The sequence below is a fragment of the Zhihengliuella salsuginis genome (genome assembly GCF_014651715.1).
GTDB classification, from domain to species: domain Bacteria; phylum Actinomycetota; class Actinomycetes; order Actinomycetales; family Micrococcaceae; genus Zhihengliuella; species Zhihengliuella salsuginis.
In genome coordinates this window covers 126,641-146,044 of the sequence record NZ_BMXK01000011.1, presented here as the reverse complement: position 1 = coordinate 146,044, position 19,404 = coordinate 126,641, and the positions used below count along the sequence as shown (strand labels likewise).

15 protein-coding genes are annotated in these 19,404 nt (G+C 63.9%); 7 read left to right on the top strand and 8 right to left on the bottom strand.

The window, feature by feature from the left end; all coding sequences use genetic code 11:
- Positions 1–37: 37 nt before the first annotated feature.
- On the top strand, positions 38–361 hold the full coding sequence (gene trxA, locus IE069_RS13125) for a thioredoxin (RefSeq protein WP_189351006.1): 324 nt from the start codon (positions 38–40) through the stop codon (positions 359–361).
- A gap of 384 nt (positions 362–745) precedes the next feature.
- Here trxA and IE069_RS13120 read toward each other — a convergent pair whose 3' ends face one another.
- The 8 genes from IE069_RS13120 to rpmH form a co-directional block, all read right to left on the bottom strand.
- Positions 746–1,795, bottom strand: a complete 1,050-nt coding sequence (locus tag IE069_RS13120) for a ParB/RepB/Spo0J family partition protein (protein WP_373287822.1) — start codon at positions 1,793–1,795, stop codon at positions 746–748.
- 2,427 nt (positions 1,796–4,222) lie between these two features.
- The gene (locus IE069_RS13115; RefSeq protein ID WP_373287821.1) at positions 4,223–5,353 is read right to left on the bottom strand and encodes a ParA family protein; all 1,131 of its coding nucleotides are present in this window, start codon (positions 5,351–5,353) and stop codon (positions 4,223–4,225) included.
- A gap of 79 nt (positions 5,354–5,432) precedes the next feature.
- Positions 5,433–6,077: a 16S rRNA (guanine(527)-N(7))-methyltransferase RsmG gene (rsmG, locus tag IE069_RS13110; protein ID WP_229791150.1), complete on the bottom strand. Its 645-nt coding sequence runs from the start codon at positions 6,075–6,077 to the stop codon at positions 5,433–5,435.
- Positions 6,078–6,172: 95 nt separating this feature from the next.
- Positions 6,173–6,694 carry a Jag family protein gene (locus IE069_RS13105; protein ID WP_189351003.1) on the bottom strand — a complete coding sequence of 174 codons (522 nt, stop codon included), beginning with the start codon at positions 6,692–6,694 and terminating at the stop codon, positions 6,173–6,175.
- 2 nt (positions 6,695–6,696) lie between these two features.
- Positions 6,697–7,662: a membrane protein insertase YidC gene (yidC, locus tag IE069_RS13100; protein ID WP_189351002.1), complete on the bottom strand. Its 966-nt coding sequence runs from the start codon at positions 7,660–7,662 to the stop codon at positions 6,697–6,699.
- A gap of 6 nt (positions 7,663–7,668) precedes the next feature.
- The gene (yidD, locus tag IE069_RS13095) at positions 7,669–8,043 is read right to left on the bottom strand and encodes a membrane protein insertion efficiency factor YidD (protein ID WP_189351001.1); all 375 of its coding nucleotides are present in this window, start codon (positions 8,041–8,043) and stop codon (positions 7,669–7,671) included.
- On the bottom strand, positions 8,036–8,425 hold the full coding sequence (gene rnpA / locus IE069_RS13090) for a ribonuclease P protein component (protein ID WP_189351000.1): 390 nt from the start codon (positions 8,423–8,425) through the stop codon (positions 8,036–8,038). The genes yidD and rnpA overlap by 8 nt, the downstream gene beginning before the upstream one ends.
- 62 nt (positions 8,426–8,487) lie before the next feature.
- Entirely contained in the window at positions 8,488–8,625 is a 138-nt protein-coding gene (gene rpmH / locus IE069_RS13085) for a 50S ribosomal protein L34 (protein WP_189350999.1), read from the bottom strand.
- Between the two features lie 633 nt (positions 8,626–9,258).
- On the opposite strand from rpmH, the gene dnaA reads away from it, so the two are divergent.
- The 6 genes from dnaA to gyrA all read left to right on the top strand — a co-directional run bounded on the left by dnaA (position 9,259) and on the right by gyrA (position 19,279).
- Entirely contained in the window at positions 9,259–10,767 is a 1,509-nt protein-coding gene (gene dnaA, locus IE069_RS13080) for a chromosomal replication initiator protein DnaA (RefSeq protein ID WP_189350998.1), read from the top strand.
- A gap of 457 nt (positions 10,768–11,224) precedes the next feature.
- A complete protein-coding gene (gene dnaN / locus IE069_RS13075) occupies positions 11,225–12,349 on the top strand; it encodes a DNA polymerase III subunit beta (RefSeq protein ID WP_189350997.1) in 1,125 nt (374 codons plus the stop codon).
- A 20-nt stretch (positions 12,350–12,369) separates the two neighbouring features.
- Positions 12,370–13,572, top strand: a complete 1,203-nt coding sequence (gene recF, locus IE069_RS13070) for a DNA replication/repair protein RecF (RefSeq protein WP_189350996.1) — start codon at positions 12,370–12,372, stop codon at positions 13,570–13,572.
- A complete protein-coding gene (locus IE069_RS13065; protein ID WP_189350995.1) occupies positions 13,569–14,147 on the top strand; it encodes a DciA family protein in 579 nt (192 codons plus the stop codon). Before recF ends, IE069_RS13065 begins: the two co-directional genes overlap by 4 nt.
- Positions 14,148–14,490: 343 nt before the next feature.
- Entirely contained in the window at positions 14,491–16,521 is a 2,031-nt protein-coding gene (gyrB, locus tag IE069_RS13060) for a DNA topoisomerase (ATP-hydrolyzing) subunit B (RefSeq protein WP_189351038.1), read from the top strand.
- Between the two features lie 67 nt (positions 16,522–16,588).
- Positions 16,589–19,279 carry a DNA gyrase subunit A gene (gene gyrA / locus IE069_RS13055; protein WP_189350994.1) on the top strand — a complete coding sequence of 897 codons (2,691 nt, stop codon included), beginning with the start codon at positions 16,589–16,591 and terminating at the stop codon, positions 19,277–19,279.
- Positions 19,280–19,404 lie beyond the last annotated feature (125 nt).

The following is a 19,404-nucleotide window of genomic DNA, read 5'->3' as shown; positions in this document are numbered from 1 at the left end:
TCAACAAGTAGAGTTTTCGTACCCGAAAGGACTAGTCATGAGCAACGCAAAGGACGTCACAGACGCATCGTTCCAGGCGGACGTGCTGGACAACGGCAAGCCGGTCATCGTCGATTTCTGGGCGGAATGGTGCGGCCCCTGCCGCATGCTGTCCCCGATCCTCGACCAGATCGCCGATGAGCACGCCGAGAAGATCGACGTCGTGAAGGTCAACGTCGACGAGAACCCGGCGATCGCCGCCAAGTACGGCATCACTTCCATTCCCGCGGTCTACGTCTTCCAGGGCGGCGAGCACGTGGCCAGCTCCATCGGAGCCAAGCCCAAGCAGGTCATCGAGCAGGAGTTCGCCGAGTACCTCTAGGCGCAGGCGCAGCCCACTGGGTAGAGCGGGGCAGGGAGAATCATTCCCTGTCCCGCTTTTCTGTGCCCGCTGCTGTCCAGGGTCCGACAAGAAGTACCTGACGAGACCCCGCGGCTGCTCTGCTCTGCGCGCAGAAGACGTTGTCCACAATTCTTGGAGTTATCCACCGTCGAACGGTTGATAACTCTCGAAATCATTCAACAAGCCTTCATGAGTTTCCACAGTTTGTCCGCTTACCCACAGCTTGCCTGTGCATAGAGCACCCGCCCCTCCCCTGCCGTCGCCATCGCGGCCTCGCCGCATCCTCCTTAAACAGGGAGGCCGTTCGGTCTGTTTCACGTGAAACAGACCGAACGGCCTCCCTGCGTCGTGGGGTATCGGGGACTACTTGTCACCGTCCGGGGAGATCAGGCCCATGATTCGGTTGAGGTCGTCTACGCTTGCGAACTCGATCGCGACACGCCCCTTCTTGGCACCAAGGGAGATCTTCACACTGGTGTCGAGGCGGTCCGAGAGGGAGTTGGCCAGATAGTCCAGGCGCTCATGGCGTGCTGTACTGCGCGGCTTCGTCTCCCGACGCTTCTTCTCGACCCCCTCGTTCATCGCCACTGCCTCCTCCGTGGCTCGTACGGAGAGGCCCTCTGCAACGATGCGCTGCGCCAACCGTTCGATTTCCGCGGGATCGCTGAGCGCCAGGAGCGCACGAGCATGACCTTGGCTGAGCACACCAGCCGCCACCCGACGTTGGACGAGGGCCGGAAGCTTCATCAGTCGGATGGTGTTGGAGATCTGCGGACGCGACCGACCGATGCGTGCGGAGAGCTCCTCCTGGGTGCATCCGAACTCATCCAGCAACTGCTGGTAGGCCGCGGCTTCCTCCAACGGATTCAGCTCTGAACGGTGGAGGTTCTCGAGGAGGGCGTCCCGGAGCAGGTCCTCGTCCGTGGTTTTGCGGACGATCGCAGGTATCGTCTCGAGACCAGCCTGCTGGGTGGCGCGCCAGCGCCGCTCACCCATGACCAATTCGTAGGTCCCCTCGCCGACCTCCGTGGACGGTCGGACGACGATCGGCTGCAGCAGGCCGATCTCCTTGATGGAGTGGACCAGCTCGTCCATGTCCTCCTGGTCGAAGACCTGGCGCGGCTGTTTCCGGTTGGGGTGGATCTCCTTGACCGAGAGTTCGGCAAACGTGGCCCCGGGCACGGGCACAAGAGACGGAGCCGATGTATCCGCGTCCGGGGTCGGGGATCCATCACCGGTCGGGTCGGCATCCGAAACATCGGGGGCCGACGTGGCGGACCGCGTGCGCGCCTGGCCGATAACGTCCGGCATCTGCGGACGCTTTGCGTTTCGGACCTGAGCCTTGGGCTCAGCGGCCACCTTTGACTGTGCGGTGCCGTCGTCGTCTGCGCTTCTGCCGGGCGTGAAGAACATGTCGACGGGGCGGGCCTTAGTTCGCGGTGTTGTTGAACCTGTGCCCTTTGAGGCCGGCTTCCTGCTGTTCCCAGTAGCACTCCCCCCGGGCCTGTCAGGCGCCTTCTGAGGAGCTCCGGAGGTCTTTGGCGAGTCAGTCCCCTGCCGCCCGCCCGCGGACGCCTCAGGGGCCCGTTGTGCGGTCGCTGGTGTATCCGAAGCGGACGCAGCGGATCCTCTGTTGGTGGATGTCTTCGAACCACCCGCAGCCGGCCTTTTGGGCTTGGTGTCCGTCGTCGTAGCCTTCTGTTCGTTGGCGGTGCCGCTCAATACGTCCGGCGCCGACTCTTCCTCATCAGGTCCCGCAGCTGGCGAGCTGGAGATTAGTGCACCCAAACCGCGGCCCAAGCCACGACGCTTCTCTGCCATGTTTTCCCTCTCGGCGTTTCCGGCGCCTCGACCCACAGCGCCTCATCAAACTGACTGCAATCCTACTCGGCCAACCTGACATTGACGGTCAGGCACCGCCAATCGCCCAAGGTGTCGAGTTCGCTGTTTCACGTGAAACCACCGAAGGAATCGGGCACAAGGGCAGTTCGCAAGATCAATTGTCACTCGATTCCAACATGTCGCCGGATCGCAGTTGAGGGAGAACTCGTTCGTTCCCAGCCACCGTTCGCTGATTTCTTGCATCTTTGACTCCTCACGTGACCGCTTGAATCCCGATCGGCCAACGCGGCACAGGCGCGCCAGAGGGTCTCAGAGAACCGAGGGGCGCCCCCCCTGCATTCCGCCCTGCCCCGCGCTGGCGACTCGCGTACCCTCCACACGGGTCTCGAGCTGACGTGTTTCACGTGAAACGCCGACGATCACGAGTCGACGTGATCACCGAGTCGACGCCAGCGGCTGCCCATCCCGTCTGTCTCGCTTCTTTGACTTCTAGATTGGCGATCAGGTGCACCTACGGAACTTCACGTGTTTCACGTGAAACGACGCCATTCCCTGCCCCGCGCAAGCCTGCTGCTTGAAGGGACATCAGGACCTGCCTTGGATTACCGACCCATTACCTGACGTGGTCCAGCTGAACGCACGAACTCCCGGATCAGCAGAATACAATCGGATGATCCGCTTTACAGTTTCAGACTGCTCATAATTCCTGGCAGCTACTTCAGCAGAGTACGCTGGCGAAGACCGGCAGGTGTTCCCACGCACGGTCGCCCCCTGAGCGGTATCGGCCATGCACATTTGCCGGAGGCACTGTGCTGCAAGTTACCCGCTACCGCAGGTTCGTTTCACGTGAAGCAATCGGGAGATCACCGCCCCTTGATCTCTCTCCCGCAGTGTGCGCCCGCACCAGTCCAACCCACTGGCATCCGCCGATCATCGAACACGGAACCCGTCGGCACCCGGAACGCACTATCCGCGACCCATCACGCATTGGGCCCACTAGCAGAAGCGCCGATTGCTGATCGTGCTTCCTGGAGAAGATGAGCCGACGGATGATCCAGCCTCCGAGTCGCGGGTTGGATCTTTCCATTCTGTCCCTCTGGCAGGGAGGCCACCCGAGGGACGACGCCGAGGAGTCGTGGAATGCTTTTATTGAGAACCAGGAAACTGCACCATAATTGGCCATCGAAAGACCACGGACTCCTTCCGCGCACGTTTTCAAGCGCGAGAACTCAGTTTTAGCCATCAGCACTCGCTCCGTTTCACGTGAAACGGACGATCAGAAATCTCACCCTCGTCTCTGCGAATACAGTCGGAACGCCACCGTCAATGGAACGCGCCTGTGGATGTCTCGCTTCAGCAGTAGCACTGAACCTGCGGCTAGCCCTGACCGGTGACGCACACCTGCCCAGGGAGCCCGACGTTGTGTGAGAGACATGCAATCACGACGGATGGAGATTTCGCACCACACAAGTGGGATGCAGGCTCCGCGGTCCCGTTTCACGTGAAACACACAAGTACTTCCACAAGAACCTCGGGAACAGACGGTTCAATCCGAGAGGCCGGCGAAGGATTCGAGTGCATAGAAGAAGAAGGGGCCGCACAGCCTGGCACTTCGAGATAGGGCCAGTCTGACACTCCCTCGCCGATGGCTGCCAGATCCGAGCCACACGTAGCCCAACCCGGCGTCGAATGTGGACCTGAATCCACGTTGTTTCACGTGAAACAGGCCCCTGAAGGCGTACCGACAGCTCTTCCACTATCTGACGCTGCGATGAAACGGTCGATACGCACAGTGCGACACAAGAGTGCCTAGGTTCGCCCGACGCGATCCAGGTTGGCTGCCCGATAAGGCTCCGGTCATGTTTCACGTGAAACGCTTGTCGGCCGTTGCTGTCTGAACAAGCCCGGTTCGAACGAGAAGGGGGCCCGAAGCTGATGGCTTCGGGCCCCCTTGGGCAATGATCGGTAGATCCGCTGCGTGACGGACGGACTACCCGTCTACTTTTCGGCAACGCCCCTGTCGGCAATTTCCGTTGACGCCTCCATGTAGGACAGTGCTCCAGTAGAACTGCGGTCATAAGTGATGACCGACTGCTGATAGCTCGGCGCCTCAGAAATGCGGACGCTACGCGGAATCACTGCTTCCAGGACCTCGTGGGGGAAGTGGTCGCGCACTTCCTGGGCAACCTGTGCTGCGAGATTGGTACGGCCGTCGTACATTGTCAATAGGATCGTTGAGACAACCAGATCAGCATTCAGGTGCTTCTGGATCATCTCGATGTTCTTCAGAAGCTGGCTGAGACCCTCAAGCGCATAGTACTCGCACTGGATGGGAATGAGGACTTCCCGGGCTGCGACGAATGCGTTGACTGTGAGGAGGCCGAGGCTTGGTGGGCAATCGATGAACACGTAATCGAGGCGTTCCATGCCCTGGTCGTCGCGGTACTTGGAATACTGATCCAGAGCGCGCCGCAGCCGCTGCTCCCTCGCGACCAGCGAAACAAGCTCGATCTCGGCGCCCGCAAGATCAATTGTCGCCGGTGCGACAACCAGGTGTTCGAGATCGGGGCACGGTGCCACCACGTCCTGCAGGGGAAGATCGTTGATCAGGACATCGTAGATGCTGTCGATCTCGGAATGGTGCTCGATCCCCAGCGCGGTCGAGGCATTGCCTTGCGGATCAATGTCGACAACGAGGACATTCAGGCCGGCCTGAGCGAGGGCGGCCGCGACATTGACCGTCGTGGTCGTCTTGCCGACGCCGCCCTTCTGATTGCTGATGGTGAAGTAGCGCGTATTGTCCGGCTTCGGCAGGCCCCGCCCTTTGAGCCGCTCACGGCGCATGTTCTCGTTGACCAGCTGGCTAGCCAACGGGGTGCTGTCGTCCATGGTGTCCATAATGTTCCGAACCCGTGCCTCTAGTTGTTGGTGAACCGGAACGATCGCCCCTGAATCGCCGGCTTCCGAATGCGTTTCACGTGAAACAGTGTTCGATGACAACTTCGCAACCTGTATCGGTTGTGTCTGAACGTCCACTCGTTCAGTCGCAAGTCTCTGCTCTGGTTCTACTTCTACCTCACGCTTCGGATCAGGCTTACCCGATGCGAAGAGCGAAGCGAGCGAAGGCATTCGCCGACCCGTACGGCTCACCGCGGCGAACTCCCCTGGGTCGAGCTGCAGAAAATCATCACTGGTACAGACTATCGTTTCAAGCGGAGCCAACGCGGATGCGGACCACCGTTGTCGGTTCCTCCAGTGTATCCGCGCCCGCCGTCAGGATCTCGGTAGCCGTGGCGCCGTTCTTGCGCAGCGCCTTCTGCGCCTTCTCGATTTCCTCGGCGGCACTGCGACCTTTGAGCGCGAGCAGCTGTCCGGTGCCGTGCAGCAACGGCAACGTGATGTTCGCCAGTTTGCTCAGCGCGGACACCGCCCGAGCTGTGACGACGTCGACGTCGACGTCGTCGAAGAACTGCTCGGACCGACCGCGGAGAACGCGAACGTTGTCGAGGTCGAGGTCCTCGATGACTTCACCCAGCCAGATGCAGCGTCGTTCGAGGGGCTCGATCAAGGTGATGTCCAGATCCGGGCGGGCGATAGCGAAGGTCAGTCCGGGTAGCCCTGCTCCGCTGCCCACGTCTGCAACGGTGGAACCTTCCGGAATCAGATCTGCAGCGACGGCGCAATTGAGAACGTGCCGACTCCAGAGTCGGGGGACCTCGCGGGGGCCCAGGAGCCCTCTCTCAATGCCGGATGTGGCGAGGTGCCCCACGTAGCGTTCCGCCAGCCCAAGCCGGTCGCCAAAGACCTCCAGCGCGGCCCCCCGGTCCGTTTCCGTCAACGCGTGCTCTTCCACTTCTGCCCCTTCCGGACACTCGACGGGCTTCGGCCCGGAGGTTGAATTCAAAAATCGGGCTGCCCTGCAGGGCAGCCCGACCAGAGTGCGGCGAGTTATGCCGCCGAAACCACAACGTGGCGACGGGAGCCTTCACCATCGGATTCGCTGTGCAGGCCGAGCTCGGCGATGAAGTCGTGCACCTGCTTGCGCTCGTACGCGCTCATGGCCTCCAGAGGGATGTTCTCCCCCGAGTCCCGGGCACGCTCGGCCGCATCCTCCGCGATCTTCTTGAGCTGCGCAGAGCGGCCCTTCCGATAGTCGAGGATGTCCAGGATCAGCCGCGAACGGTTGCCGGTCTGCGTCAGGACCGCCAGGCGCGTCAACTCCTGCAGGGCGTCCAGTCCGTCTCCGTCGTGCCCGATCAGTTCACGCAGCGCGGACTCGTCCCCCTCTTCCTGCACGATGGAGATGTAGGTGCGACCGCTGCGGACCTCGATGTCGATGTCCCCGTCGATGTCCGCGATATCCAGCAGCTCCTCGAGGTAGTCGGCGGCGATGTCGCCTTCTTCTTCGGGGCGCGCAGGGGCGCTCTCCTCGACCTCGGTGACTTCGGCTGCGTCCTGGGTGTCGGTCATGGCTACTTCTTCCTGCGGTTCTTGCGCTGCGGCTGCGAGCGCTGCACCTTGGGTAGCTCCGGCTCCTCGGGAGTCTCCTCCTCAGCCTTCTTCTTCTTTTCGTGGATCGGCGGCAGCCCCTTGGCGGCACGGCGTTCGTTCAGTTCGCGCTCGGCTTGGGACCCCGGCGTGGGGTTGTTGCGGATGATCCAGTACTGCTGGCCCAGAGTCCAGAGGTTGGTGGCCGTCCAGTAGATCAGCACACCGATCGGGAAGTTGATGCCGCCGATGCCGAAGACGAGCGGCAGGATGTAGAGCATCATCTTCTGCTGCTGCATGAAGGGACCCTCGAGGGCCTCCTTGGTCATGTTCTTGGTCATGATCTGCTTCTGCGTGATGAACTGCGAAGCAACCATCGCGAGGATCATGACGACCGAGATCAGGATGACGCTGATCTGGGGCGATCCCGAATTGAAGGTGCCGAGGAAGGTATCGGAGAGTCCGGCACCGAAGATCGACGAATCGGCGAAGTGGTGGGTCTGGGTGACCGTCAGCTGGCCGATGCCCTCTTCGTTCTCCGAGGCGCCGCGGGCGTTGTTCAGCGAGTGGAACAGCGCGAAGAAGAACGGCATCTGGATCAGCAGCGGCAGGCACGACGAGAGCGGGTTCGTCTTGTGGCGCTTGAAGAGCTCGCGCTGCTCGGCCAGCATGGCCTGCTGCGACAGCTGGTCCTTCTTGCCCTTGTACTTGGCCTGGAGCTTGCGCAGGTCGGGCTGCAGTGCCTGCATGGCCCGCTGCGCCTTGATCTGCTTGACGAAGACCGGGATGAGCGCGGCGCGAATGAGCAGCACCAGCAGGACGATGGACAGCGTCCAGTTCCAACCGGAGGTCTCGTTCAGGCCGATCGCGGTCAGGATCTCGTGGCATATGCGCAAGATCCACGTGACGACAAACTGGAACGGCCACAAGATCGTGTCAAAGAATCCCATTACTCGCTATGCTCCTCGTGCCGCGTTCGCGGCGTCCTCGTCCTCGTCCGCGGGAATCGGCGGATGATTCATCACCATGATCTTGGGCAGCTTCCCCTCCGGCCAAATCCGCCGCCCGTCGGGGACCTGGTCGATCCCTCCGTGACTGAACGGATTGCATCGGAAGACGCGCTTCGTGGCCAGGTAGACGCCCTTGACCGCACCGTGCACGGTCACAGCCTCGAGGGCGTACGCCGAACAACTCGGGAAGTACTTGCAGACGTCACCATAGATGGGTGAGATCAGTTTGCGGTAGCCCAGCAGGAACCCGATGATCAGGTTCCGCGGGATGTCCACGATGAAGGGTACGACGGCGTCGCGCTGGGTTCGTGCCTCAGTCACCGTCGCCGTCCATCTCTGCCGGATCGCGCCGGCGATGCTTTTGATGCGCGGCCCGGGTGGCCGATCGCATCAGGGAGTGTACTTCCGCATTCAGCTCGTCCCAGGAGGCCGAGGCCGCGACGGGCAGAGCCCGCATGACGACGTCGTACCCGTTGGGAAACTCCTCGAGGAGAGACGCGCTGACCGCGCGTAGTCTCCGTTTAACGAGATTGCGGCGCACCGCGTTCCCAACGGCCTTGGACACGATGAAGCCGAAGCGGCTCGGAACCGAATCCCGAAAGCGTGCATATAGCACGACGTTCCGGCGCCCAGTGCGGGCGCCGGAACGTACAGTGTTCGAGTAGTCCTTCGCGGAACGCACCCGGTGCACCTTCGGCAACATGGCGTTGATGCCTATCTGCTGGCAGGGAACAACTGGGTGCTCACGACGAGGACTGCTGCTATTTAGGCAGAAAGTTCGCTGCGGCCCTTGGTGCGGCGGGCAGCCATGATGGCGCGGCCGGCGCGGGTGCGCATACGAAGACGGAAGCCGTGCTTCTTGGCACGACGGCGGTTATTCGGCTGAAAAGTCCGCTTGCTCACAGTAGTAACTCCAAGACGATCATTTGATGCGCCTTAACCCGTTGCTACAGGGGGAAGAACAGGCTGACGCTCGATATTCAAGTGCCGCTCTCGAACTCCTCGCCGGGGATTCCAACCTGCCCCAGACGGGGGCGGGCGCCGATCTGAACAGCAGATCTGCACGGTAATCACGGTCTCAGGATCCATCAAAAGCGGACACACAGGACTAAACAACGGTAGGGGATTACCGCACAATCAGTCAAATGGGAAGACCAGTGGCGTCCGGCACAGTCCTTCCGAACGGCCTCGGAGCTCGCCGTTGGACGATGTCAGAGGCAGATTCGCGCGGAAGTCCACAACGTGTGAACTCGCTATCCACAGCTGTGGACGACCGGGCGTGTCACGGACGACGCGGAGGCGTCGCCAGGGAACCGATCCATCCCCGGAATGACAACGATGCAACCCCTCCTGGGGACAACCTCGGACCCACCCTTCGCCAGACCCGAAGTTATCCACGGCCTGTGAATAAATCTGTGGATAGTCGGCTACAGTTGATCTCCCGGCGTCCCAGCTCGGGCCCGTCGGAACATGGCGCGGTCCGTCGAAGGACGGCGGCCTGCACGACGGCATCCACGCGAAGGGAAAACACGCACCGTGACCACGGACGCAAACAACAACCTCGGTTCCCAGTGGCGTCGGGTGGTCGACCTGATGAAGGACAACACCGAGGTCCGGCCCCGTCAACGGGCGTTCGTGGAACTGGCCCAGCCTCAGGGGCTGATCGGGACGACGCTCCTGGTCGCCGTGCCCAACGACCTCACCCGCAACGTTCTGCAGACACAGCTGATGGCCTCGCTGGACGCCGCCCTGCGGCAGGTCTTCCAGGACGACGTACGCGTGGCGTTCAGCGTCGACACAACCCTGGAACCGGAAACCTCCCCCGAGGAACAGCTGGCACCGCAGCCGTCTGCGCCGGAAGAACGGACTTACTCGGCCCCGTCGATCTCGAACGCCGCCGACCAGCACGAAGTCCTGCAGAGCGTGGCACGCGCCCGATCGGACAACGAGCACGGCCCCCGGAACAAGCCGATCCCGGTGCCCACCCCGCCGTCGAACTCCCAGGAGATCGGGCGTCTGAACCCCAAGTACATCTTCGACACGTTCGTCATCGGCGCCTCGAACCGCTTCGCCCATGCGGCGGCCGCGGCAGTCGCCGAGGGTCCTGCCAAGGCGTACAACCCGCTGTTCATCTACGGCGATTCGGGATTGGGCAAGACGCACCTCCTCCACGCCATCGGACACTACGCGCGCCACCTGTTCAACGGGATCCGCGTCCGCTACGTGAATTCCGAGGAGTTCACGAACGACTTCATCAACTCCATCCGCGACGACGAGGGCACGAGCTTCAAGCAGACGTACCGCAACGTCGACATCCTGCTGATCGACGACATCCAGTTCCTGGCCAACAAGGATGCGACGCAGGAGGAGTTCTTCCACACCTTCAACGCGCTCTACAACGACAACAAGCAGGTGGTCATCACGTCCGACCTGCCGCCCAAGCAGCTGGCCGGGTTCGAGGACCGCATGCGCTCCCGCTTCGAATGGGGCCTCATTACCGACATCCAGCCACCTGAGCTGGAGACGCGTATCGCGATTCTCCGCAAGAAGGCGGAAGCAGAGGGGCTGCGTGCTCCGGACGACGTGATGGAGTACATCGCCTCCAAGATCTCGACCAACATCCGCGAACTCGAGGGCGCCCTGATCCGCGTGACGGCGTTCGCCTCGCTGAACAACCAGGCTGTCGACATGGCTCTGGCCGAGGCCGTCCTCAAGGACCTCATCACGGATGAGGACGCGCGGGAGATCACGTCGTCGGCGATCATCGCGCAGACGGCCGAGTACTTCGGGCTGACGATCGAAGAGCTCAACAGCAAGTCGAGGACCCGCACGCTGGTGACCGCCCGCCAGATCGCCATGTACCTGCTGCGCGAGCTCACCGACCTGTCGCTGCCGAAGATCGGCGCCGAACTCGGCGGGCGCGACCACACGACCGTCATCCACGCGGACCGCAAGATCCGCGATCTGATGGCCGAGCGTCGGTCGGTGTTCAACCAGGTGACGGAACTGACGAACCGCATCAAGCAGCAGCAGCGCAAGGGCTAGTGCCAGGACTCGCCGCGTTGCCGGGAGGGTTCCTCCGCGCGCCGCAGGCGACGCTGCGAAAATCACACCTGTGGACAACTCTGTGGATTGTTAAGTGGACGAAGCCCCAAACCTGCCCATAAGTCCGGGGGTCCTGTGGATCCCTCAAACGACGCGGATTTTTATCCACTGCCAGTCCCTGCGCAGACCGGAAAGCGCCCACAGCTTGTGAACAAGCAGAATTGGTGCGGCGACACGAGCCACAGGGGTTATCCACAGTTTCCACAAGGGTTGTTAACACTACGAACCTTAAAAACAAGCTTCCAGATAACAAGACTCCATCCCGTGCACCGTCGACCGATACGAGCTGAGCCGAGGCATCGGCGACCATCCTCAAGCGATATCGATCTCCCGACTCTTCGGGCTAAGCTTGCACCGGATACTTGTCACTACCTTGCTGTGAAAGGCGGATCGCTACGTGAAGTTCAGTGTTGAAAGGGACGTGCTGGCGGAAGCTGTCTCCTGGACTGCCCGATCCCTGTCGCAGCGGCCGCCGTCACCGGTCCTCGCAGGAATCCTGATGACCGCCGAGGGCGGAAGCGTCACGTTGGCCGGCTTCGACTACGAGATCTCGGCACGGATCGAGATCCCTGCTGACATTTCCGAAGAGGGGACGATCCTCGTCTCGGGCAAACTCCTCGCCGAGATCACCCGCAGCCTTCCCCAGGCGCAGGTCACCCTCGAGACCGAAGGTTCCAAAGTCCTCGTCGCCTGTGGCCGGAGCCGGTTCAACCTCGCAACCATGCCGGTTGCGGAGTACCCGGATCTTCCGGCACTCCCCGAAGTTGCGGGTGTCGTCGACGGCGAGTCCTTTGCTCAGGCCATCACCCAGGTGATCGTCGCGGCCTCGAAGGACGACACGCTCCCCGTCCTGACCGGCGTCAAGATGGAGATCGAAGACGACCTGATCACCTTCCTGGCCACCGACCGCTACCGGCTTGCGATGCGCGAAGTCTCCTGGCGCCCGCACACGCCGGGACTCTCGACGTCCGCACTGGTCAAGGCGAAAACCTTGAGCGAGGTCGCAAAGACTCTCGCCGGAGCGGGCGAGCTGAACATCGCGCTCGGCGAGAACAGCGACCTGATCGGGTTCCAGACCGGAAGCCGCCGTACCACGTCGCTCCTGGTCGACGGCGACTACCCCAAGATCCGCTCGCTGTTCCCGGACAACACTCCGATCCATGCCACCGTTGCGACCCAGTCGCTGGTCGAGGTCGTCCGGCGCGTGGCCGTTGTCGCTGAACGCAACACCCCCGTCCGTCTGGCCTTCACCGATGGCCAGCTCAGCCTTGATGCCGGCACCGGTGAGGATGCGAAGGCCGAGGAAACGATCGAGGCCCACCTCGACGGCGAAGAGATCACCGTCGCCTTCAACCCGGCCTACCTGAGCGAGGGCCTGAACGCCTTCAACAGCGAATTCGTGCGCTTCTCGTTCACTTCCGCACCGAAGCCGGCCATGCTGACGGCTCAGGACTCCCTCGAGGGCAGCGATTCCGACGCCTACCGGTACCTCGTCATGCCGGTACGCCTGCCGAACAACTAGCCCGACACTTCGACAGCAGCGTGTACATTTCGCACCTCTCCCTGACGGACTTCCGAAGTTATGCCCAGGCTGACTTGGAACTTTCTCCGGGGACCACGGTGCTCGTCGGGGCCAACGGCGTGGGCAAGACCAACGTCGCCGAGGCCATCGGCTATCTGGCGACGCTGTCTTCTCATCGTGTGACGTCCGATGCGGCACTGCTGCGCTTCGGCACGGAGCGGGCCCTCGTCAGGGCCCAGGTGGTCCGGACGACGCAGACCACGTCTGTAGAACTCGAGATCACCCGCGGGAAGACGAACCGGGTGCGGATCAACCGCGCCAATCCGGTGCGGTCCCGGGAGATCCTGGGAATCGTCCGGACGGTCCTCTTCGCACCGGAGGATCTGTCCCTGGTCAAAGGCGATCCCTCGTCCCGACGCCGGTTCCTCGACGACCTCCTGGTGGTCCTGCAGCCGCACCAGGCCGCGACGCGGAGCGACTACGAACGGGTGCTGCGCCAGCGCAACGCCCTGCTGAAATCGGCGCGGGCGGCCGGGAAGCTCACGTCCAACCACGAGGCGACCCTCGACGTCTGGGACCAGCACCTGGCCCAGGCGGGAGCCCGTGTGCTGCGGGGCAGGTTCGATGTGCTCTCCCAGATCGGCGGGCCGTTGGCCGCGGCCTATGCATCGCTGACCGACGGTTCCAAGATCGCCGCTGCGCACTACCGGTCGACGGTCGTCTCCGATATCGACGACGACGGCGACGCGGACATCCCCCTCGACGGCCCCCCGGATACGCTGCTCGAGGCGACCGCCAGCCAGCTCCAGGAGAGGATCCTGGCGGCACTGGCCGCGAAGCGGCAGCAGGAGGTCGAGCGCGGCATGACCCTGGTGGGTCCGCACCGCGACGAGCTCCAGCTCACCCTCGGCGGTGTGCCGGCGAAAGGGTACGCGTCCCACGGCGAGACCTGGTCGCTCGCCCTGTCGATGCGGCTGGCGTCCTATCAGGCGATGCTCGACGACGATCCCCGCCCCGGAGCCGGGCCGATCCTCATCCTCGACGACGTCTTCGCCGAGCTCGATTCCGATCGGAGGGCGCGGCTCGCCAAGGTCGTCGCCGACGCCGAACAGGTCCTCGTCACGGCGGCTGTCGGCGCCGATGTCCCGGACAGCCTCAAGGGCCATGTCCTGCGGGTCGTCCCGGGCCGGATCGAACCCGCTCCGGAGGAGCCGGGAGCATGAACCGCGATCGCGACTCGGCCGGTTCCCAGCTGCGAGCCAGCACGACGCCTGAACCTCAGTTCGACGCCGCCCACGCGATGCTGAACCGGATGCGGCTCATCGCCGAGAGCCGCGGGGAAGCCCGCATCGACGCCAAGCGCGCCGCCGCGATCGCCGACCGGCAGGCCTCGGCGAAGGCCCGACGGGCGAAGCGGACAGAGTCGGCCATGTACGACAACGGCCGCGACCCCCTCGGCGTCGGCGCGGTCATGGATCGACTCGTACGCAATCGGGGGTGGACGTCTCCCGTCGCGGTCGGTTCCGTCCTCTCCGAATGGGACGCGCTCGTCGGCCCCCAGATCTCGGCGCACTGCCGTCCGGAGAGCTTCGAAGCGACCACCGTGGTCGTCCGGTGCGACTCCAGCAGCTGGGCGACCCAGCTGCGGCTGCTGAGCCACAACCTGCTCAAGACGTTCGACGAGAAGCTGGGCCACGGCGTCGTCACGACCATCCAGGTCCTGGGGCCGCAGGCGCCGTCGTGGAGGAGGGGGATGCGCACCGTCGAGGGGCGAGGACCCCGGGACACCTACGGGTAGAAAACCCGCCGCCGTCGTATGCCTGATGGGGCATAAATGGGTGAGGCGGCCTACAACGAGTTGAAGGCCGCAGCTATGGAGACCCTCACAAACGAGGTCCATGGCGGTTCTGGGCCAGTTTTTTGGCTTTTAGCGGCATATCGGGGTCCAATCAGACCAAGTTCGGGCCGTGGACGCGCTAGAATCGAGGCAGACCGCTTCCCTAAGTACTGAGGAGTCTGCAGCGCCTGTGGATACTGAGAACACCGAACCCCGAGGATCAGCCGACGAATCGCTGGTCGGGGGGACCGCCGAGGCGGAACCCAACGACACGACGCAGACCTCGTCGGGTGCGCCGAACAAGGTGACGAACGAGTACGGGGCCAGCGACATCACCGTGCTCGAGGGCCTCGAGGCCGTGCGCAAGCGCCCCGGCATGTACATCGGATCCACCGGTGCCCGCGGCCTGCACCACCTCGTGTACGAGGTCGTCGACAACTCGGTCGATGAGGCGCTGGCCGGGTACTGCGACCACATCAAGGTCACCCTGCAGGTGGACGGGGGCCTCCGCGTCCAGGACAACGGGCGCGGCATCCCGGTCGACATGCACCCCACCGAGGGCAAGCCCACGGTCGAGGTCGTCATGACCATCCTGCACGCCGGCGGCAAGTTCGGCGGCGGCGGCTACGCCGTGTCCGGCGGTCTGCACGGGGTGGGCATCTCTGTCGTGAACGCCCTGTCGAGCCGCGTGGACACCGAGGTGCGCCGTCAGGGGAGCGTCTGGCGGATGCAGTTCGCGAACGGCGGCGTCCCGCAGAACGAGCTGACCCGCGGCGAGGAGACGGACGAGACGGGCACGACCCAGACGTTCTACCCGGACGCCTCGATCTTCGACGCCATCGACTTCGACTTCGAGACCCTTCGCGCGCGATTCCAGCAGATGGCCTTCCTGAACAAGGGGCTGCGCATCACGCTGACCGACGAGCGCCGCCTGGACGACTCCGCCGACGACGTCACGGACCCCGACAACGAGGGCGTCACTGCGGATCCCGCCGGTGGTGTCGAGGCGCCGGTGGACAACGAGCCGAAGCACCGCGTCGTCGACTACCTCTACGAGAACGGGCTGCTCGACTACGTCAAGCACCTCAACGCCTCGAAGAAGGTCGAGCTGGTGCACCCGGACGTCATCGCTTTCGAATCCGAGGACGACGAGCGCAAGATCTCCGTCGAGATCGCGATGCAGTGGACGTCGGCGTATTCCGAATCCGTCCACACGTACGCCAACACGATCAACACGCACGAGGGCGGCACCCACGAAGAGGGCTTCCGCGCGGCCATGACGTCATTGCTCAACCGCTACGCCCGCGACAAGGGCCTGCTCAAAGAGAAGGACGACAACCTCACGGGCGACGACATCCGCGAGGGCCTGACCGCCGTCATCTCCGTCAAGCTCGGCGAGCCCCAGTTCGAGGGGCAGACCAAGACCAAGCTGGGCAACTCGAGCGCCAAGGGCTTCGTGCAGGGTGTCGTCAACGACGAGCTCGGCGACTGGCTCGAACGCAACCCGAACATCGCGCGCGACATCGTGCGCAAGGCGCTCATGGCCTCTCAGGCGCGGCTCGCCGCCCGCAAGGCGCGCGACAACGCCCGCCGCAAGTCGCCGCTCGAGACGTTCGGCATGCCGGGCAAGCTCTCCGACTGCTCGTCCAAGAACCCCGCGGAATGCGAGGTCTACCTCGTCGAGGGCGACTCCGCCGGCGGCTCCGCCAAGCGCGGCCGGGACCCGCGCACCCAGGCGATCCTCCCCCTGCGCGGCAAGATCCTCAACGTCGAACGCGCCCGTCTCGACAAGGCCCTCGGCAATGCGGAGGTCCAGGCGATGATCACCGCCTTCGGCACGGGCATCGGCGAAGAGTTCGACATGGCGAAGCTGCGGTACCACAAGATCGTGCTCATGGCCGACGCCGACGTCGACGGCCAGCACATCACGACCCTGATGCTGACGCTCCTGTTCCGCTACATGCGCCCGCTGATCGAGCACGGCTACGTGTTCCTCGCGATGCCGCCGCTCTACCGGATCAAGTGGTCCAACGCGCCGCACGACTACGTCTTCTCCGACGCCGAGCGCGACCGGAAGGTCCGCGAGGGTCAGGCGGCCAACCGCCGCCTGCCGAAGGACAACGGCATCCAGCGCTACAAGGGCCTCGGCGAGATGGACTACTCCGAGCTGTGGGACACCACCATGGACCCCTCGCGTCGCACGCTGCAGCAGGTCACCATGGAGGACGCCGCCGCCGCGGACCAGATCTTCTCCGTCCTCATGGGCGAAGACGTGGAATCGCGGCGGAATTTCATCCAGCAGAACGCGAAGGATGTGCGCTTCCTGGATATCTGACCGGGCATATACACCAGTCAGATACCCATAACTGCGCGAATGCAGATTTAGTTAGAGGAAGAACTCGATGAGCGACGAGACCCCAGAGAACCAGCCGGACAACCTCCCGGAGAGCGCCGTGGAGACCGACGTGGCGCCGGCCCCGGTCACCGAAGAGGAGATGGACCGGATCGAACCGGTCGATCTCCAGACCGAGATGCAGCGGTCCTACCTGGACTACGCGATGGCCGTCATCGTCGGCCGCGCGCTCCCCGACGTGCGCGACGGCCTCAAGCCCGTGCACCGCCGCGTGCTCTACGCGATGTACGACGGCGGCTACCGCCCCGAGCGCTCCTACAACAAGTGCGCCCGCGTCGTCGGCGAGGTTATGGGCCAGTACCACCCCCACGGCGACACGGCCATCTACGATGCGCTCGTCCGCCTGATCCAGGACTGGGTCATGCGGTACCCGCTGGCCCTCGGCCAGGGGAACTTCGGCTCGCCCGGCAACGACGGCGCGGCCGCCCAGCGGTATACCGAGACCAAGATGGCCCCGCTGGCCATGGAGATGGTCCGCGACATCGACGAAGAAACCGTCGACATGCAGGACAACTACGACGGCAAGAACCAGGAGCCGACCATTCTGCCGGCGCGGTTCCCGAACCTGCTGGTCAACGGCTCCTCCGGCATCGCCGTCGGCATGGCCACGAACATCCCGCCGCACAATCTGCGAGAAGTCGCCGACGGTGTCCAGTGGTTCCTCCAGAACCACGAGGCGTCCAAGGAGGAGCTCCTCGAAGAGCTCATCCGGCGCGTCAAGGGGCCGGACTTCCCGACGGGTGCCACGATCCTCGGGCACAAGGGCATCGAGGACGCCTACCGCACCGGTCGCGGATCCGTCACCATGCGCGCGGTGGTCAGCGTCGAAGAGCTCCAGGGGCGCACCTGCCTCGTCATCACCGAGCTGCCGTACCAGGCGAACCCCGACAACCTCGCGATCAAGATCGCCGACCTGGTCAAGGACGGCAAGATCCAGGGCATCGCCGACATGCGCGACGAGACCTCCGGCCGCACCGGCCAGCGCCTCGTCATCGTGCTCAAGCGCGACGCGGTGGCCAAGGTCGTGCTGAACAACCTCTACAAGCACACCGACCTGCAGACGAATTTCTCCGCCAACATGCTGGCGATCGTCGACGGCGTGCCGCGCACGCTCTCGCTGGACGCGTTCATCCGGCACTGGGTGACGCACCAGATCGAGGTCATCGTCCGCCGGACGAAGTACCGCCTGCGGAAGGCCGAGGAGCGCGCGCACATCCTGCGCGGCCTGCTCAAGGCCCTCGACGCGATCGACGAGGTCATCGCGCTGATCCGCCGCTCGCCCACGGCCGACGAGGCCCGCGAGGGCTTGAAGGGCCTGCTGGGGATCGACGACGTGCAGGCCCAGGCCATCCTGGATCTGCAGCTGCGCCGCCTCGCCGCCCTGGAACGCCAGAAGATCCAGGACGAGCACGCGGAACTCGAGAAGCGGATCGCCGACTACAAGTCGATCCTCGCCGACCCCCTGCGCCAGCGGACGATCATCTCCGAGGAACTCGCGGAGATCGTGGACAAGTACGGAGACGAGCGCCGCACGAAGATCCTCATGGGCTTCGACGGCGACATGTCGATGGAGGATCTCATCCCCGAGGAAGAGGTCGTCGTCACCATCACCCGCGGCGGCTACGTCAAGCGCACCCGGATCGACCAGTACCGCTCGCAGAACCGCGGCGGCAAGGGCATCAAGGGAGCGACCCTGCGCGGGGACGACGTCGTCGAGCACTTCTTCGTCACGACGACCCACAACTGGCTGCTGTTCTTCACGAACCACGGACGCGTCTACCGGGCGAAGGGCTACGAGCTCGCCGACGGGGGCCGCGATGCCAAGGGCCAGCACGTGGCGAACCTCATGGCCTTCCAGCCGGAGGAGACCATCGCCCAGGTCATGGAGCTCAAGTCGTACGACCAGGCCCCCTACCTCGTGCTCGCCACGCGCAACGGCCTGATCAAGAAGACCCGTCTCGAGGACTACGACACGAACCGCTCCAACGGCCTCATCGCCGTGAACCTGCGCGATGGCGACGAGCTCGTCGCGGCCCGCCTGGTCGACGAGACCGACGACTTGATGCTGGTCTCCCGCAACGGCCAGTCCCTGCGCTTCACGGCCACGAACGACGCGCTGCGGCCCATGGGACGCAACACTTCGGGCGTCACGGGAATGAAGTTCAAGGACGAGGACATGCTGCTGAACGCGGACGTCGTCACGGACGACTCGTTCTCCCTGGTCATCACCGACGGCGGATACGCCAAGCGGACCAGGATGGACGAGTACCGCGTCCAGGGCCGCGGCGGATTCGGCATCAAGGTCGCCAAGCTCGCCGAGGAGCGCGGCGGCCTCGCCGGCGCGCTCGTCGTCAGCGAGGACGACGAGATGCTTGTGGTCATGGAGTCCGGGAAGGTCGTGCGTTCTCGCGTCAACGAGATCCCGGCCAAGGGCCGCGACACCATGGGCGTGATCTTCGCGAAACCGGACAAGAAGGACCGCATTATCGCGCTCGCGCGAAACTCGGAGCGCGGGCTCTCAGCTGACGCTGATGAGGATGCAGTACCGTTGGACCCTGAAACGACCAACGACGCAGTAGATACTGTGTCCGAAGCTGTCGCCCCAACCGAGATTCCGAACGCGGCCGAGACGCCGGCGGAGTCGGGCGAGACAGCCGAGACCGACGGAGGTAACGCGTGAGCACCCCTAACACCCCACGTCCGGGGACACCCCGGCCCGCAGGTAATCAGGCGCCGCGCTCGTCAGGGCCCGGCCGACCCGCCGGACAGCCGACGGACAAGCCGGTGAACAGCAGCCAGGGGGCG

Bases quoted from the DNA above. Each gene is read 5' to 3' on its own strand.
- trxA (WP_189351006.1), top strand. From the start codon at position 38: ATGAGCAACGCAAAGGACGTCACAGACGCATCGTTCCAGGCGGACGTG.
- IE069_RS13120 (WP_373287822.1), bottom strand. From the start codon at position 1,795: ATGTTCTTCACGCCCGGCAGAAGCGCAGACGACGACGGCACCGCACAG.
- yidC (WP_189351002.1), bottom strand. From the start codon at position 7,662: ATGGGATTCTTTGACACGATCTTGTGGCCGTTCCAGTTTGTCGTCACG.
- rnpA (WP_189351000.1), bottom strand. From the start codon at position 8,425: ATGTTGCCGAAGGTGCACCGGGTGCGTTCCGCGAAGGACTACTCGAAC.
- IE069_RS13105 (WP_189351003.1), bottom strand. From the start codon at position 6,694: ATGACCGACACCCAGGACGCAGCCGAAGTCACCGAGGTCGAGGAGAGC.
- IE069_RS13115 (WP_373287821.1), bottom strand. From the start codon at position 5,353: ATGCCTTCGCTCGCTTCGCTCTTCGCATCGGGTAAGCCTGATCCGAAG.
- gyrA (WP_189350994.1), top strand. From the start codon at position 16,589: ATGAGCGACGAGACCCCAGAGAACCAGCCGGACAACCTCCCGGAGAGC.
- IE069_RS13065 (WP_189350995.1), top strand. From the start codon at position 13,569: ATGAACCGCGATCGCGACTCGGCCGGTTCCCAGCTGCGAGCCAGCACG.